Raw genomic sequence first — 17035 nt, 5'->3', positions numbered from 1 at the left:
GTGCTGAAATGGCAGGTCGGGTTGTCGTCGGCTGGGTGAGTGGTGACACTCACAGACAGGTTTCTGTCAGCGATATCAACTGGAAGCGGTTGGGTCAATTCACCGCTTCTAAGGTCTCTTTGATTGCGCGTAGTACAAACTTGGTGGTTTCGGGGGCATTGAACCCCACTCAACCACCGCTCCTATCCCTCCCCCACCTGCTACGCGAGGATGGGGGTTTCTCGGAGAATTTTTGATGAAACATAACCCCAACCCCACTTCGGAGTTCTCGGAGTCGGCGGAGGAAATTCCTAATCAATTTGATATCATTGTGGTGGGAAGTGGTGCGGCTGGACTCTATGCCAGTCTTTGCCTTCCGCCTCATTTCCGCGTCGGTTTAGTTACTAAAGATAGTCTGGGAAGTGGCTCTAGTCCCTGGGCTCAGGGGGGCATTGCGGCGGCTATTTATCCCCCAGATACGCCACAATTACACCTAGAGGATACCTTACAGGCGGGGGCGGGATTATGCGATCGCCAAGCTGTACAGTTTTTGGTAGACCATGCGGCGGAGGCGATCGAGTTTTTGGTGAATTTGGGTGTGGACTTTGACCGCGCTGGAGAAAAATTAGCCACTACCCTAGAAGCGGCCCACTCTTGTCCCAGGGTTCTCCACTCCCGCGACACTACGGGAAGGGCGATCGTTGATGTCCTCATGGCTACGGTATTAAAACGCCCTAATATTCAGGTGGTTTCTGGGGCGATCGCTTTAAGTATATGGCCAAATCCTCAAACTGGGCGTTGTCAGGGTGTTAGTGTCCTGTATCAAAGTCAAATTCGCTGGCTACAAGCTAAGGCTGTGGTATTAGCCACTGGTGGCGGCGGTCAAGTTTTCGCCAAAACTACTAACCCTGAAGTTAGCACCGGAGATGGCATTGCGATCGCATGGCGAGGGGGGGCTGCTGTCCGAGATTTAGAATTTTTCCAATTTCACCCCACAGCCTTAATGAAACCCGGCGCACCCCATTTTTTAATTAGTGAAGCTGTGCGAGGAGAAGGGGCTCATTTAATCGATCGCCAAGGGCGGCGTTTTGCCTTTGACTATCACCCAGCCGGGGAATTAGCCCCTAGAGATGTCGTCAGTAGGGCGATTTTTATGCACCTACAAAAAACCTCAGATCACCCCGCTGAGGATAATGTATATTTGGATATGCGACCCATACCACCAGATAAAATTCGCCATCGTTTTCCGAATATTATTAACGTCTGTAAAAATTGGGGCATTGATGTCTTTAATGAACCTATGCCTGTAGCCCCTGCTGCCCATTATTGGATGGGAGGTATTACCTGTGATTTAATGAATCGTACCTCTATGCCAGGGTTATATGCCATTGGAGAAACTGCCAGCACGGGAGTTCACGGCGCTAACCGTTTGGCTAGTAATTCCCTATTGGAATGTTTGGTTTTTGCTTCTCAATTATCCAAAATTGAAATAGATTTGACTGACCATGAATATATCGATTATACACCTTCGATGATATTGGTGCAAGGTAAATCTGATTATGCTCAAGAATTAGAGAAAATTGAGGAAATTCGCCACAGTTTGGCGGCTTTGATGTGGGAAAGTGCCGGAATTTGTCGGACCCAAACCGTCCTAGAAGCAGCTATCCCGATTATTTTTAATTGGCGCAAGCAGTTGCAAAAATTAGAAATCAGTAAATATTTACTGACCATGAACCCTTGGCAAAATATGCAGTTATCATCTCCTGAAGCTGGCAAAACTTTAAAAGCCTTGGCGGAAACTTTCAACCTGTTAGATATCGGATATTTGATTCTGCAAAGTGCCGCCTATCGCCAGGAAAGCCGAGGGGGACATTACCGCCTAGATTACCCAGAAACTAGCCCAGATTGGCAAATTCATACTGTGAATAAGGTTAATCTACCGAGAAAATGATTAACCAGGATTAGCCCTCCCATTAGTAGGAGAGGGTTAATCCATAGTGATACTAATTTAGGAGTCGATTAATCTTGGGCGGTCACATTCTCATAAACACCCTTATCTCGCTTGACTAGCTTGGTAAACCCCGCATTTCTGTAATCAGCATTAGAAGTGGGAATAGACAGCATGGGTGAACCCAACAGGCGACGGACGGGTGCATCTTCTGGGGTATCCCCCACTTCACAACCCGCTAACTGACAAACCTCGCCCCAGGTTTTCACCTCCCGATTGATACTGTGCATAACCTCAATCTTGCGGTTATTGCTAGGACACAAATAATCGTAGATTGGCATAGCAGTTTTCTCAAACAGATAATATCAAAAAGCCCTCTGTTCATTTGTACCATAAAAACTTAAAATTTACATAAAATTTGAACGACACGGCCCTATTGATGATAAGCTATCTCGTAGCGATGAAGCCCCACCGGGGTCAGGGATGATTTCTAACGGACTCTGGTGGGTCTCAACCCTGGTCTGGTTGTCTGAGATCTAGTTTTAAGGAGAAGTTTACATGAGTGATTTTAAGCCTACCCCGGAGACGGATTTAACCACTACTCAATTATTAGACCGATATCACATTAATGATACTAGCCTCCTGAGAACCTGGGCAACACTGCACGGATTAAATGGCAATCGTAGCACCTATTCCCCTCAAGAAATAGATTTGCTTGATCATGTTCATCATCACCTTCATAATTTGGGGATGACTATTGATGAATATCAAAATTTACTTAACCGTCGTCCTTCTCGTCCCACTTCTGAACCTCCACAACCTGTTAATAATTCCTATACTCCCCCTAATTCATCGGCGGAAACTACCGCTCAATCTGATGATGAAATCGTGGATGGTGCGGCGGCTACCGTTGACCTATTAATGGCTCAATATTCCGAGGCGATCGAATGTGTGGGAGAACGCATTGCTGAACACTTTATTGATGAATTAGATGCCTCGGTTATGCGACATTTGGCGAAAAAAGTCCAAGAACGTCAGGCGATGAAGTCTAGTCAACCTAATCGTTTTTTGCGGACTATTAAATCGGTTTTAAAGCCTAGCCAGAATCCGATGTTAACTGATGGTAAATCAGAACAATCTCCCTGGGAGATGGAAAGTAATCATCGTTTAGGATAAGTTCTGATTAATCAGGCTGATATCCCTAAAAGCGTCGATGGGGAATTGGCATAGTAGACCATCGATTGGTCTGCTTTTCTAAACGCGCTAATCTCCAGATTTTGCCTTGGGCTTGTCTTTGTAGGTAAATCTGAAATCGGTTGTGCTGTTCCCGCCACCAGCGATCGCTAAATTTTACACTTAGGTTATAGGTTCCCTCAACCTTAAATCCTGGCAGGTTGTTAATCATTATTGGTTCCATATTCGAGATGTTTACCCGTGTGATTTTAAATGATTGGGGGGAACTAGCAAAATCAGATTGTAACTTGAGTTGTCGATGGATTTCTTGGATCTGTATGGTTAAGCCTTGTTGCACTAAGGTGGGTGTTGGTGTTATCCCCAGCGGAGAACATCCCCATAATATCAATGCTAATAAAGAGATAATTACAGTGGGGAGAAACTGCAACGGAAAACGGGTCAATTTTTTAACCAACAGGCGATCGCTCATTTTAGCCAACAACTTCTGAATACCGTTTACAGGCTGGGAATTACAGCCCCATTATATTTACCTTGACAATTGCCTGAAATTATCTTATCATATAATAGTCATAATAATCATCAACCAAATCTCTCAAATTAACAGGAGAATTTATGACGACCAAAAACCCTAGGCGCAAAGTCGCAAAGTTCATCAATATCTTAGGGTTATTTATATCAACAGTAGCTGTGTTTGTGTTTGCGGGTTGTGGACCCGGACAAGCCGTTAACTGTTCAAATTCCAGTAATTGGGTGACAGCCTATAATAACCGACAAGTTAATCATACACACATTTTTTGTGGAGAGTTGAATCAACGGGGAAGACTGGTAGGATTTCATTCGCGTCCGGGGGGAAGAAATCCCGCAACTGTTGGCGGATTTAACATTACCCAAGCCCCCAATAGTCAGGGTATTTATGCAGGAGAATGGACTTATCAAGGGTCATCTCAACAAAGGAAATTTTCGACTATGTTTCCCGATCGCTGTAGTGCTACACAGGTGATTAACTCCATTGGTCACGCCGCCGCCAATACCATATCATGTCCTTCTAGCGCTCCTAATTGGGCTTTGTGTGGCTATAATAGCCCTGGTGATGGGGGAGATAATCGGTTTTGTAACGCTAATGATGGCAGTCGATACATCGTTGTTGGCGCTACTAATAATGATGGTAAAATTAACACAGGATTTCCTTTAAGGTTGTCAAGATGAGTATTCAAACTAATTGGGATTGGTCAGAGTGGGGAAAAAAAAGTAACGCCCACCGCCGGGTGGTGGAGTTTTTAACTTTGGATGTGCAGGATAACTGCGAATATATTAAGCATATATGCGCTCAAATTGCGGCGTTAGAAAATGGCGAAATGGCTGATTGTATCTGTTCTGGTAATGCTTATTATGTGAGTTTATCCCCCCAAAATGTGACGATTGAGAATCTGATTATAGATGATGAACCCATCGAAACTATCTCCCTTAATGAGTTTAAGGAAGCTATTTTATGCTGGCAAGACAAACTTGAAGATTAGATAAAATAGTGGGGGATAAACTGGCTAGTATTCTGGGTTATGGGGGTACGATCTTCTCGAATACCAATCCCGGCTGCTTCGTCACCGATAACCCAGGAACCCACCACGGGATAACAGCCTTGAAATTCTGGGAGGGGAAAGTAGGCTTGATAAATGACGGGTACATCTTGATATATACCCTGGGTTTGATAGGTGCGATCGCCATAGTAAATGCTAATATTAGCACCTTCTCGGGAGAAAATAGGTTTACTGATGTAGGGATGTCGCAGGGGGCTAGAATCGAAATAAGCAGGTAATAAATTAGGGTGATCTGGGAATAACTCCCAGAGAATGGGTAAAATAGCCTTATTGCTAAGAATCATTTTCCAGGGTGGTTCTAGCAATTGCATCGCTTCACGGAGAAGAAACTCGCTAAATTCATCATCAACTATCCACTCCCAAGGGTAGAGTTTAAACATTAACTCAATTGGCTGATATTCCAAATCACAAAAACACATCCGATCAGAATCCCAACCCACTTCATCTATATACAAATGTTTGGTTTCAAAACCGGCTTGCATCGCCAAATCTCTTAAATATTCAACAGTCCCCAAATCTTCCTCAGTATCCCGTTCGCAGGTAAAATGTAGATACCTTCTGCGGGGTGGTAAAGTTTGGTAAATTGCCTGTAATTGGGCTAGTAGTTTTTCATGGATTGAGTTAAACTGATCAGCATCAGGAAAAACCTCTTCTAACCACATCCATTGTACCACACTGGCTTCTAACAAAGCCGTGGGAGTATCGGCATTATATTCGAGTAATTTAGGGGGGTTAACGCCATCATAAGCCAAGTCAAACCGACCGTATAAACTGAGGTCTTCCCGCGTCCAAGACCGACAACATAGCTCAAAAAAATCCGGGTCAATAGACAGTTGCTGATAACGCTGTTCGGACACAATACAATCAACGGCTTCTAAGCAGAGTTCGTGTAGTTCTTGGGTAGCCGCTTCTATTTCATCAATTTGTTCGCTGGTAAATTGGTAACAAACGCTTTCGTTCCAATACAATCCATCGATTTCGTAGAAATGAAATCCCACCTCGTCGCACTTATCTTTCCAGTAAGGACGAGGTGTGATTGAAATACGCTGCATTTTTGAACTTACCATAGTCTGATTACCATAGTATGCTATCAAAGGGCATTTGTCAATGGGAAAATGTTAAAAAAACATTAAATCCCTCAACCTTGATAATTACCGCTTTTTCAAGTAACTATTATACCACTCAATTAACCCACCATTGACATAACCGACGACACCGCCGACCACCACAAAGACTAACAGACTCCAAAATAAGGCAGAAATTCCGGGATTTAACATATATTGATGTTGGTCATTTTTTACTAGGAATCCCCGTTCAATATCACCGGAAACCGCCGAGGCGACAATACCTCCCGCACCCAGTCCCGCCCCTAAAATTTGAATGGTGTGTTCTAAAGAGCGATCGCATTCTGTTTGTTCAATTTCCACCAGTCCGCGAATAGTATTAATCAGTTCTGAAAACAATTCTTGTCCGGGGATTAAATACTCTAAATCGACTTCTATTTGTTCGATAAATATACTTCTGGCTTTGGCTTGAAACTCCTGCAAAAAAGGTAAGTTATCTTCAGGTATGGCAATATTTTCCAGGTTTTTAACACAGGTTTGATAGTTTCTTAGGTTGGTTTCAATGGTGTTTAAGTGAATTTTCATCTGTTGAATATAGTTAAAATACTCAAAAGATAGTCCGGGTAGTTTAGTCAATTCCTGCTTTAAAATATCGAGTTTTTGCCGGGTGGTTTCTGGTAATTCCTGAATAGTTTGGAGATGGGGGGACAATTGTTGATAGAGTTGTTTCGCCTGTTGATAACACCAACGGGACTGGCGATAAGCATAGAGGATTTTATGGCGACAACATAATAGATTAATCAAGGGTTCATAATATCCCCCTTGGCTTTCTAACTGTTGAGTTTCGGGGGAATTATTCAACCAGATTAATAGATGAATTGTAGGGGTTTGATATTCAAAAATCGGACTCCCGAATAACTGACCCTCACCGGGGGGATGTTTTAATAAAAGTTCCGCTTCTGTGGGGGGAAATAATCCCCGAATACAACTATTGATAAAATCGCTTTGATTTTCCGCCCCATTATGTTCAGCCCAAAACAGCAGAGTTTGTCCCAAATCTGAGTTAATAAAATCGGGATTTAAGCAGTAGTCGGGATTGAGGAATGTCTGCAATTCGGAGACTTTCACAACTGCTTCTGGTCGATACAAAGTAATATCAACGGCGTAGGTATCATGAATTTGCACCGGATACACTCCCCCCTTAATTTGAGGAGAATTAACACCCGGTTTACCATAGAAATCTAAAAAGGTATTGGGGTCAGGTTTCAACAGTGGGATATGGTCGCTGTTCGAGTTATTATCCGTTGAAGCAAAGCCAATTTTTCCGTCAGGTGTCTGGAGTTGTTTAATCAAGTCTTTTAACTGAGGAGAACCCAACTTAATTCCCAACTCTCGGCATTTTTTCCACAGATGGTCTGATGTGTTAATGGGGTCATTTCCTGACTGCAAAGTGTTTCGCAGTTGGAAAGCGATTAAGGTTAGCTTGGGGTTTTTAACAGTCTCTAAATGAGTCTCAGCGACCATCTATTAATTATCAGTTGATGATTTCTTGGGGGGAGTTTGGTTAGTTGGCTGACTTTGCAGAATGTTATTTTTTAATAACTCTTTAGTGCTTCGAGGTTGGCTAGTAGTTGAAGATAGGTTAGTAGTTCCGAATAAACGTTGATCGTTGGGTTCTGACTCCGGTTCAGAATTATAGTTTTTCAAGATGTGTAAATAAGCCGCGCGTATATCATCATACTTTTTTGACCAACCTGATATCGCGTCAGCTAGAGTTTCAATATCATCTGGTAGCGGTTCAATTAAATCAAGTAGTTCTTGATGTTGGGAGTCGTTAAATAATTGAGGCTGTTTCTGTAGGAGTTGGACAAAGCATTGTAAGTTTTTCTGATAGCTAGACATAGGACTGATAGTTAAACACTTTATCTAATCAATGATATCACATTTAGGGTATTCATCAACCCAGTTTCTGAAGTAGACAATTGGTAATCAAAGATGATATAGCAGTTCTAAACCAGTCGTGGAAGACCCTCACCCCCAACCCCTCTCCCAGAAAGGGAGAGGGGAGAAGACAGATGTTACAAATCATTTAGGATTGCTATAGAATAGGGGAAGTGGTGTCGCCCAAATTAAAATTATAGCGGTTCTCAGACTCATGAGGTAAAGCCCTCACCCCAAACCCCTCTCCCAGAAGGGAGAGGGGCTTTGAAAAGTACCTCACCAATCCACCGAAGCGCTATAGCTTTATTAACCCCTAAAATTTCCCATTTCTATAGTGCTTTGAGGCAAGTAATATGACCGACTTAAAAGAAATTACCATTAAAGTTCCGATTGATATAGCAGAACATTATCGCAATGCTGACGAACTCGAAAAGCTACAGATAGAGACGAAGATTGCTTTTGTGCTAAAAAATCAAATGCTTTCCCAAGCATCAGCTATTATCAAGCTACGTCAAACCATGACAGAAATCGGAAAAAAAGCAGTTGATAATGGATTGACTCCAGAAATTTTAGCAAGTATTTTAAGTGAGGATAATTGAGAAACTCAGTTTATCAAAGAAACCGGGTTTATGTGACTTTACCCACGGCGCAAAATGCCGCCCAATAGTAGGGAGAACTAAAAGGCTGATTGTCGGTCATCAATTCTATTTCCGTTTCTTGAACATTGTCTAAAAAGGATTGTCCCCAATTTAATAACTCAGTTTTCGTGGCATTTCTTAACCAATTTTGGGCATAATTTAAAGCGATCGCCACATTTTTCACCTCCCAAAAAATCTCATAAAACCGAATCATTAATAACGCCGTGGAAATATCACTAACCGCCCAAAGGGAACTCACCACATTAGTCGAACCCGCCACCAAAAACCCACTGGGTAAACCGATATATTCATCACTGTTAGAGAGAATATCAATCAACCCCGTCTCGCAGGCGGAAAGCGTCACCAACCGACAGCAACGCAAGTCCAAAGTAAACACATCCCCCAAGGTTAAACATTGACTTAAATCAACAGTGTTGTTATTATTAAGGGGGAGATGACGACTGCGATCTATAGGGTTCGGGGGCGGTTGTAGGTAGCAGTTGGCGAGTAATAAAGCCGACAGTAAGGGATTGGCAAAGTTAAAATAACCGTGGCAGGAAAAATGGTGACAATGGGCCGTTTTAAGGGTGGTTTTTTGTTGAGAATTTAACTCGGTTTTGGTTGCCTGTTTTTTGACCAAAGTAGTCTGGGGATTAAAATAGGTGGAAATTCTCCGAACTTCTAAGTTGGTAAACTCTAAATCTTCCGTGGGGTTTTGGATGGCAAAAAGTTCCGAAAAATTCTGGCGATCGCGATTATTTGCGGTTTGCAGAAGTTGACAACTGGGGGCATAACTAACCCCGCCGGAAAATCGATCCATTAAATAGGTGATATCTCCCCCCGATACCGAGATAGGGATGGCGTGAAGGGGGAATAAATGCAGGAAGCGGTTGGGGATGAGAACCAGGCGATCGCATTTTTTAGCCGTCTTCTCGATAGTCGCCATGAGTTCGTTGATATGCAGAATTTCCCCCAGTTTTTGCAGGCGGGAAATCAGGCTATTTTGCCAATCTTGACTGGTGCGGTTTCGATAAGCATTTAAGTAGTCATCAGCCCACTTGACTAATTGGTTATAATCCTCTTTACTGGACTGCCAGAGTGTCACCGTTTCCCCGTTGGTTTCGGTGGATTTTGTCGGGGGTGTGACGATGAATACCAAAAAGCGATCGCTCAAAATATACCATTCTAAAATCGCGGTATTTTCCCCTGTTAAGGCTTGAATTTCTGCAAAAGGCATAGGCTGAACTTTTTGGGTGCGGCGGAAGTCCGGGTCAATGGGGATAATTTTATTATTAATTAAATCATCCAGTTGTTGCTGAAGTTGGTTTAGGCGGCTGCGGTCTGGCGGTGAAGTTGGCGCGGTGGTGATATTGGCGCTGCGTTCTCCGGTTGTTCCGTCGCCAAAGTTGTCGCGGTTGCGTTCTTCAATTTCCAGGCGGCGTTGTTCGGTTTCGATGTTTCGACGCCAGCGGGTGAGTTCATCGAGGACGGTTTGGGGAATATCGCCTTTGGGGTAAAGGTCACGGGTTGCTAATAGTTCAACCAGGTTACGGGTTTTACTGCGATCGACATATTCAATGGCGGCGGTATAGTTTTTCTGTTCGATGCAAACTTCCACCATTCGTTGATAAAGTTTCTGCCATTCTTCGGCTAATTTCTGTTTATCTGAATCTCCCCCTTTAACAATTTCTGCTCGGATATCTTCGACGGTTTCAATAGCATTATCAAAAGTATCATAAGCGAGTTGCCATTGTTTTAATTGTTGATAAGTGATTCCTAGATTAAATGAGGTTTGTACATAATTGTAAGGAAAGGCGGTGCGGGTGCGGACTTCTAATGCTCCTTGGTAGCAGCGAATGGCCTCCTCCATATTGTCGGCTCGCTCTCCCCGGATGCAGTCCTTGTAGGCATTCCCCAAGTTATTTTGAGTATCTGCCCAATATTGGGGAAAGGCGCTGCGGGTGCGGACTTCTAAGGCGACTTGGTAGCGGCGAATCGCCTCCTCGATATTGTCGGCTCGCTCTCCCCGGATGCGGTCAGAGTAGGCAGCCGCCAAGTTATTTTGAGTATCTGCCCAATATTGGGGAAAGGCGCTGCGGGTGCGGACTTCTAAGGCGGCTTGGTAGCAAGCGATCGCAATTTCCAGGTTATCGGCGCGCTGACCCAACGGGAATTGTAATATTAAACTGCTAAATGTCGCAATATATCCGGCAATATATGCAGCCGTTTCTGTAGGAACTTCTTTAAACTTAGCAGTTGCCCAGGCTCTCAAAATATCTGCTAAATTTTCATTGAGTTGATCTAGATTTTGTTCAAGTAGGGGATAAACAACTTTCGCATCGCCTTTGCTATCTTGCGTGGCTTGCAAAACATCTAATAAAAAATTAAGCTGGGGGTCACTTTCGGACTGAGAAAATGATGCACGACGGGCTAACAACTCCTCTAAACTGTTGATTTTTTGGTGACTATAATCAACCCATTCTTGATTGCCTAATTCACCATACAGCCTTAACCCTTCGCGATAATTAGCTAACCCCTCCTCTAACCTTCCCAAAAATTCACACATCACCCCCAACATATAATAAGCGTTGGCTTCATACCCCGGTTGCCTTTCCGTCAAACCCTGTGCCACTTCCAAAGCCGATTGATAATACTCCAAAGCCCGATCATAATCCTTGAGTTTATAAAATACCCCCCCAATTTGATATAAAAGCCCATACTCCCGCGACTTATCCTGACTCTCTCGGACGATCGCCAAGCCCCTTTCTAAAACTGCGATCGCCTTCTCAAAATCTTCCGTTTGCTGATATAAATTAGCCAAATAGTCTAAAATAACGCTAACCCACCCTTTCCCCTCTTCCCGTCCCTCATAAACCGCCATCGCACCTTCATAATAAGCGATCGCATCCGCCAATTTTTTCAGTGTCCAGCTTTCCCAAGCCAACCAATATAAAGCCGTCCCTTCCATTTCCCAATCCGACAAATTCCGGGAAATCCCCAACATTTGCCGATGACATTCCAACCCCAACTCATCCAAACAGTCCCCAGAAAAACCCCGCCCCAAACCATGCCAAACCCAGCCTAAATGTTGCGAATTATTAACCGACTTGACAAGTTTTAACAATCTTTGATAGTATGGAATTGATGCCTGGTAATTCTTCTGATCTAACCAACAATTCCCCACCCAATTCAGATAATCCCACGGCTCCTGAGTATGGGGGTTATTGCCAATTTGACCAAATAACTGATAAGCCAAAGAATAGGCAGAAACCGCATCATCTTGTTGTTCAAGGGAAACATAACACTGACCCAAACGGAATTGGGAAGCCGCCTGTAACCATTGATTCTGTTGAGTTTGGGAGCGTTGGTAACAGGCATTATAAGAGGCGATCGCATCTTCAAACAGCCCCAAATTCTGCCAACAATTCCCGACATTATACCAAATGCTAACCCGATTTGGATCGAGTTCTAAAGCCTTGACAAAACAGGACAAAGCCCATTCAAACCTAGCCGCATTCTGCAACTCAACACCCCGTTTCACCCAGTGTTGAATCAACAAATCATCAGATGTTTTATTCCCCCCACCCTGAGAATCAGCATTCATCACCHCAAACCCTGATACAATTGTCTTCTAAGTATAGCATCATTATAGCTCATTGCTAACCCCAGAAACCCGGTGTCTCAAACAAACCCAGTTTCTTAAATTTGAGACACCATAACATCCCCAATTAGCCAGAATTAATAACCATTTAAGAAGAAGAATCACGCCGAGTCAAAGCATCTAAAAGGTTGCGGTGATATTCTGGGACTGTCTCAGTTGGGGTTTGTTGACGGGTTTCAGGAGTCGGAGAAGTTGGAGTAGTGTTTTGAGTGGTAGATGCTGGTGTAGGCTGTTGTTTATAAGCCGGACGACCATAACCCATAATCACCCCAGGACGACGTTGGCGACGCATCACTGCTCCGCCATTGGACTCATTACCAACCGCTGTGTTACCCTCAATGCTGGTGACACTACCATCAGAATGAATAGTTTCTACAATTCCCACATGATCAGAAATGCCGTCCCCCCGCCAACAGTAAAATACCACATCCCCAACCTGTGGCTGAGAAAACCATCGGCCTTGTCTCTGAAACCAGTGTACTCCATCTTGACAATAGGCAAATCCTTTGGCGGTGCGAATTGGTAGAGTCAGACCGGCGCGATCGAAGCAGTAGGACACGAAAATCGCACACCAAGGCACATGATTCATACCATACCACTGACCATATTTATTTTGGTTACTGTTGGGGGGTGATTCCGTGTAGCCTACCTCCGCCACCGCCACTCGCAGAACATCATTTACTGTCGTCATGGTAAGATTTTCCTTTACACTTTATTTTTAGTTATAGCTCAAGTATCAAATCATTAGTTTAGTTTTGGGTATCCAATTAGCACAGTTTCCGCACTGTCCTGATACCCAGCACCCCTGGTACTACTTAAAATCTCCGATGCCATGATCATTTTACAACAGTATTGATCTAGATCACCGTCTTTAGTATACCTCAGTCACGCTCAACATTGACTAAGTTTACTAATCTCTAGGCTAAATATCACAGCAACTGTTGGTGATCTGCCGCATAATGGAAGCCATAGCAGGGAATCGGGAATCAAGAGTTAAAATCCCTCTACCCTGGGGGGAGTGGTCTGTTTAATAACTGTCCTGGTGGCTGCTATATCAAAGCACAAAATCTGGGGAGACAGTATCATGGAGACTAATTTTTCCAAAAAGTCATTTTATCTTAATCTCAAAGGTGCGGATCTAACTAATGCTAACTTAGCGGGGATTAGTTGGGGTAAGGTAGATTTTGACCACGCGATTTTTGATGGTGCTAATATCGAAGATGCTGATTTTAGTCAGGCACTAAATCTGCGGGTTTCACAAATTAAACAAGCCATCAATTGGCAATCTGCTAGTTATCATCAATCTCTCCAACAACAATTAGCGATCGCCAATTCTTGAAAGCCACAAATGGGGACGCAACTACTGGCGATGGTATTGCGTCCTGAGTGCATCTGAGATAACTTAACCATAATTTAAACAATTGGTCATCCATCAACTATGATCCGATATCTAAACTTCGATACAATAATGATCATAGTATTTTTTGGCGATCGTATATTTTATGACCTCAAATATCAAACCCCCATCTAGTCCCGACCCGGAATTAGAAATCACCGAAGACGAGGAAGAAGAATCAGAGTTAGATTATTTTTTTGACCAACCCGGAACCCTCCCCGGAACCCTGGATCTGAAAACTGATGCAGTTTCCCCTCAAATGGTGGTAATTGAGTACAGCCAGACCACTGCTATGCGTACTATCATTAACAGTCCGTCAGAATATACTCGTTATCATAATTCTGAATGTATATCCTGGTTAGATATACAAGGGTTAGGAAACTTAGAGACTTGGCGACAAATGACAGAAATTTTTAACCTCCATCCCATTGCTTTAGAAGATGTGGTTAATGTTCCTCAGCGCCCCAAAGTTGTCTATTATGATAATCCCGATCATGTGGTAATTATCGCTTGGATGGTCATGTTAAGTCCCCGGTCTCAAAAGCTACACAAAGAACAGGTTAGTATTATTTTAGGTGAACATTATGTGATCACAGTTCAAGAAAAGCCTAAGTATGACTGTTTAGAACCTGTCAGAAATCGGATTCGTCAAAATCAAGGCAATATTACCAAATATGGCACGGACTATCTGGCTTATGCTATTTTAGATGCGATTATTGATGAATTTTTCCCAGTCTTAGAAGTCTATAGCGATATGCTAGAAGATTTAGAGGATGAGGTTTTGTTTCAGCCACAATCAAAAACCATGCAGAATATCTATAAAACGAAACGGGATCTGATTGTTTTACGTCGCGCGATCTGGTATCAGCGAGAATCCTTAAATATCCTGATTCGCGACAAAAATAGATTAGTCAGTAAAAAAGTGCGAGTTTATCTGAGAGACTGTTATGATAATACGGTGAATATTCGTGATATGTTGGAGACTTACCGGGAGTTAGCCTCAGATCTGATTAGTATTTACCTGTCGTCTATGGGAAACCGCATGAATGAAATCATGAAAGTTTTAACGGTCATCTCGACCATTTTTATTCCCCTAACCTTTATTGTCGGTGTCTATGGAATGAACTTTGACCCGGAAACATCCCCTTGGAATATGCCAGAATTAAAATGGTATTATGGTTATCCCATCTCCCTAGCATTAATGGCAATTATGGCAGGTAGTCTAATTTACTTTTTTTGGAAACGAGGTTGGTTTAATGATTTCTCCCAATTTGACCGAGACAATTAGCTAAAATCTGCCTAATTAGGAAAAATTCCACTATTTGACTGTTGTTCATCTTCACGGGTAACTAACTATGACAACTGAACAGATAATTGCTGGACGATATCGCATCATCAAACTCTTAGGAGAAGGTGGATTTAGTACCACATATTTAGCCATAGATCAGCAAAATCCCGCTACTTCTCCCTGTGTGGTTAAACAATTCTCCCCCCAATTGAAAGGGCGAGAAAGTATCAATAAAGCCTCGGAACTATTCGAGCTAGAAGCGACCCGTTTACAAAGTCTAGGTAAACATCCACAAATTGCCCAGATTTTTAACTACTTTAAGATTGACAACATCCAGTATATGGTGTTAGAATACATCGAGGGGGATAATCTCTCGGAAATTCTAGCCAAGAGGGGAGTATTTAATGAATCTCAAATCCGTTACCTACTGAACAACTTATTACCTGTACTAGAATTTGTACATTCGGAGAATATTATCCACCGAGACATCAAGCCAGAGAATATTATCCGTTCTGCTAACGGACAATTAGTGCTGGTAGACTTTGGTGCAGCTAAAGAGGCGATCGGTAGTGCTTTACTACGCACGGGAACTATAATTGGCACACCGGAATATATTGCTCCCGAACAGCTACGAGGAAAAGCCACCTTTGCTAGTGATTTATATAGTCTAGGTGTGACCTGTCTAAATCTACTCACGCAAATGTCACCGTTTGACTTATTTGATACTGGAGAATTTTGCTGGGTGTGGCATGATTATTTAGTGAATAATCCCATCAGTGATGAACTGACACAAATTCTGAATCGGCTAATTGAAGAACCGACTAATCACCGCTATCAATCAGCGGCAGAAGTTCGGCAAGATTTGAATGCTCGCAGTAACCAACTGAGCGTGATTACTCAACCTGTTAGCTTCCCGACTCCTAAAATCCCGACGGCTAAAAATAGTGTAAGTTGGAAACGTCCCCAAACTTTGAGCGACTATTGGAGTTCTGTATCTGGTGTCGCCTTTAGTCCAGATGGTAATATTTTAGCGGGAGGTAGTTTCGATCGCACTATTCGACTATGGCGACCAGACACAGGGGAATGGATGATGTCTTTGCTAGGTCCTTCTCAACCGATTTTGGCGATCGCCTTTAGTCGAGATGGAAAACTCTTAGCCGGAGGTAGTGGTGACGGTCACATTCATATATGGAACCTAGAAACCAGCGAAGAAGTGATCGCCATTGCGGCTCATGAAACTGATCGAGTTTCCATGTCTATCACCTTCGGTCCCCAAGGCGATATTATTGCTAGTGGTAGTGACGATGGAACCGTGAAAATCTGGAAACTCTCCACCTGTCAACTATTCCACAACTTACAGCATTTACGGGGGATTAATGGCATTGCTATTTCACCAAATGGGAAACTGTTAGCAGCAGCCAGTAGCGATAATTCTATCCACCTGTGGGAGGTAAATAGTGGGGAACACCAAGGGCAACTTTTGGGACATGAACGGGACATTAATGCGATCGCCTTTAGTCGAGATGGTCAAATCCTCGCTTCAGCCAGTAGTGACAATACGATCAAACTATGGGATCTGGAAACTCAGCAACTCCGACAAACCTTAACCGGACACGAAGACTGGGTGAGAACTGTTGCATTTATTCGCTCTCCCGACCAAGACCAAAAATTCCTGCTAGTTAGTGGTAGCGCCGATCGCACCATCAAAATCTGGGATCTAGACCAAGGAAGCGCCATTGATACCCTAGTAGGACACACCAAAGATATTAATGCGATCGCCATCAGTCCCAATCATCGGACTATCGCCAGTGGTAGTAGTGACAACACCATCAAGATTTGGCGACGGGAATAGTTTTTAAAAAACCCATTCAAACCCGGAGATATTGTCATCATGAATTTACCGACATTAATCACCACCTCCCGTCTCTTAGGGATTCCCTTTATCTTGTGGACTCTACATCAACCCACCCCAGAAAATCGCTGGATCTGTCTAGGTATTTTTCTAATTGTCGCCGCCACCGATTGGCTAGATGGCTACCTAGCCAGAAAACTGAACCAAGTCACAGACTTAGGGAAATTCCTCGATCCTCTAGTAGACAAATTACTGGTATTAGCTCCCCTGTTAGCACTAATTGAAATCGGCGAAATTCCCGCCTGGGGGGTGTTTCTGATGTTCGGTAGAGAATTGGCGATCGCCGGGTGGCGAGTTAATCAAACTCAAATTTCTGGAGCCAACCTTTTTGGCAAAATCAAGACCGTTGTGCAAATAGTCGCCATTGCTTTATTAATTGCTCCCCTTCCCTCCGTCTGGGAAACAATTGCGATCGGCAT

Annotated in this window: 16 protein-coding genes and 1 pseudogene; 10 read left to right on the top strand and 7 right to left on the bottom strand. The window is 43.3% G+C overall.

The window, feature by feature from the left end; translation table 11 throughout:
• Window positions 1-236 (top strand): annotated as a pseudogene (locus B9T16_RS15915) (hypothetical protein); the annotation flags it as partial.
• Entirely contained in the window at window positions 236-1930 is a 1695-nt protein-coding gene (nadB, locus tag B9T16_RS15910) for an L-aspartate oxidase (RefSeq protein WP_410245225.1), read from the top strand. The pseudogene B9T16_RS15915 and the gene nadB, both read left to right, overlap by 1 nt.
• 68 nt (window positions 1931-1998) lie before the next feature.
• Here nadB and B9T16_RS15905 read toward each other — a convergent pair whose 3' ends face one another.
• Window positions 1999-2268: a zinc ribbon domain-containing protein gene (locus B9T16_RS15905; protein ID WP_006617949.1), complete on the bottom strand. Its 270-nt coding sequence runs from the start codon at window positions 2266-2268 to the stop codon at window positions 1999-2001.
• A 217-nt stretch (window positions 2269-2485) separates the two neighbouring features.
• Between B9T16_RS15905 and B9T16_RS15900 the strand changes: the two genes are divergently transcribed.
• On the top strand, window positions 2486-3103 hold the full coding sequence (locus B9T16_RS15900; RefSeq protein WP_410245224.1) for a hypothetical protein: 618 nt from the start codon (window positions 2486-2488) through the stop codon (window positions 3101-3103).
• Window positions 3104-3128: 25 nt separating this feature from the next.
• Here the strand turns inward: B9T16_RS15900 and B9T16_RS15895 are convergent, their stop codons facing one another.
• Window positions 3129-3602: a hypothetical protein gene (locus B9T16_RS15895; RefSeq protein ID WP_410245223.1), complete on the bottom strand. Its 474-nt coding sequence runs from the start codon at window positions 3600-3602 to the stop codon at window positions 3129-3131.
• Between the two features lie 131 nt (window positions 3603-3733).
• On the opposite strand from B9T16_RS15895, the gene B9T16_RS15890 reads away from it, so the two are divergent.
• Together B9T16_RS15890 and B9T16_RS15885 are read left to right on the top strand one after the other, a co-directional pair.
• Window positions 3734-4327: an EndoU domain-containing protein gene (locus tag B9T16_RS15890; RefSeq protein ID WP_410245222.1), complete on the top strand. Its 594-nt coding sequence runs from the start codon at window positions 3734-3736 to the stop codon at window positions 4325-4327.
• Window positions 4324-4638: a hypothetical protein gene (locus B9T16_RS15885; RefSeq protein WP_006617953.1), complete on the top strand. Its 315-nt coding sequence runs from the start codon at window positions 4324-4326 to the stop codon at window positions 4636-4638. Before B9T16_RS15890 ends, B9T16_RS15885 begins: the two co-directional genes overlap by 4 nt.
• Here B9T16_RS15885 and B9T16_RS15880 read toward each other — a convergent pair.
• The 3 genes from B9T16_RS15880 to B9T16_RS15870 form a co-directional block, all read right to left on the bottom strand.
• Complete coding sequence (locus B9T16_RS15880) at window positions 4635-5768, bottom strand: glutathionylspermidine synthase family protein (protein ID WP_410245221.1); 1134 nt, start codon at window positions 5766-5768, stop codon at window positions 4635-4637. The two genes, B9T16_RS15885 and B9T16_RS15880, sit on opposite strands and share 4 nt — an antisense overlap.
• A gap of 99 nt (window positions 5769-5867) precedes the next feature.
• On the bottom strand, window positions 5868-7304 hold the full coding sequence (locus tag B9T16_RS15875; protein WP_410245220.1) for a hypothetical protein: 1437 nt from the start codon (window positions 7302-7304) through the stop codon (window positions 5868-5870).
• 3 nt (window positions 7305-7307) lie between these two features.
• Entirely contained in the window at window positions 7308-7682 is a 375-nt protein-coding gene (locus B9T16_RS15870; protein WP_006617956.1) for a hypothetical protein, read from the bottom strand.
• Window positions 7683-8074: 392 nt separating this feature from the next.
• On the opposite strand from B9T16_RS15870, the gene B9T16_RS15865 reads away from it, so the two are divergent.
• Window positions 8075-8320 (top strand): hypothetical protein, encoded by a 246-nt coding sequence (locus tag B9T16_RS15865; protein ID WP_006617957.1) that lies wholly within the window; start codon window positions 8075-8077, stop codon window positions 8318-8320.
• A 28-nt stretch (window positions 8321-8348) separates the two neighbouring features.
• Here the strand turns inward: B9T16_RS15865 and B9T16_RS15860 are convergent, their stop codons facing one another.
• Window positions 8349-11963 (bottom strand): CHAT domain-containing protein, encoded by a 3615-nt coding sequence (locus tag B9T16_RS15860; protein ID WP_410245219.1) that lies wholly within the window; start codon window positions 11961-11963, stop codon window positions 8349-8351.
• Between the two features lie 145 nt (window positions 11964-12108).
• Window positions 12109-12711: a CHAP domain-containing protein gene (locus B9T16_RS15855; RefSeq protein WP_006617723.1), complete on the bottom strand. Its 603-nt coding sequence runs from the start codon at window positions 12709-12711 to the stop codon at window positions 12109-12111.
• A gap of 393 nt (window positions 12712-13104) precedes the next feature.
• Between B9T16_RS15855 and B9T16_RS15850 the strand changes: the two genes are divergently transcribed.
• From B9T16_RS15850 to pgsA, 4 genes are all read left to right on the top strand, one after another.
• On the top strand, window positions 13105-13359 hold the full coding sequence (locus tag B9T16_RS15850) for a pentapeptide repeat-containing protein (RefSeq protein WP_410245218.1): 255 nt from the start codon (window positions 13105-13107) through the stop codon (window positions 13357-13359).
• Between the two features lie 145 nt (window positions 13360-13504).
• Complete coding sequence (gene corA / locus B9T16_RS15845; RefSeq protein WP_410245217.1) at window positions 13505-14704, top strand: magnesium/cobalt transporter CorA; 1200 nt, start codon at window positions 13505-13507, stop codon at window positions 14702-14704.
• Window positions 14705-14771: 67 nt separating this feature from the next.
• Entirely contained in the window at window positions 14772-16556 is a 1785-nt protein-coding gene (locus B9T16_RS15840) for a protein kinase domain-containing protein (RefSeq protein ID WP_410245216.1), read from the top strand.
• 39 nt (window positions 16557-16595) lie between these two features.
• On the top strand, window positions 16596-17035 hold a 440-nt coding region (gene pgsA, locus B9T16_RS15835), incomplete at its 3' end, for a CDP-diacylglycerol--glycerol-3-phosphate 3-phosphatidyltransferase (protein ID WP_410245215.1).

This window comes from Arthrospira sp. PCC 8006 (genome assembly GCF_046480465.1).
GTDB classification, from domain to species: domain Bacteria; phylum Cyanobacteriota; class Cyanobacteriia; order Cyanobacteriales; family Microcoleaceae; genus Limnospira; species Limnospira platensis.
The sequence above is the reverse complement of the archived record's forward strand: the minus strand, read 5'-3'. Positions and strand labels throughout refer to the sequence as shown.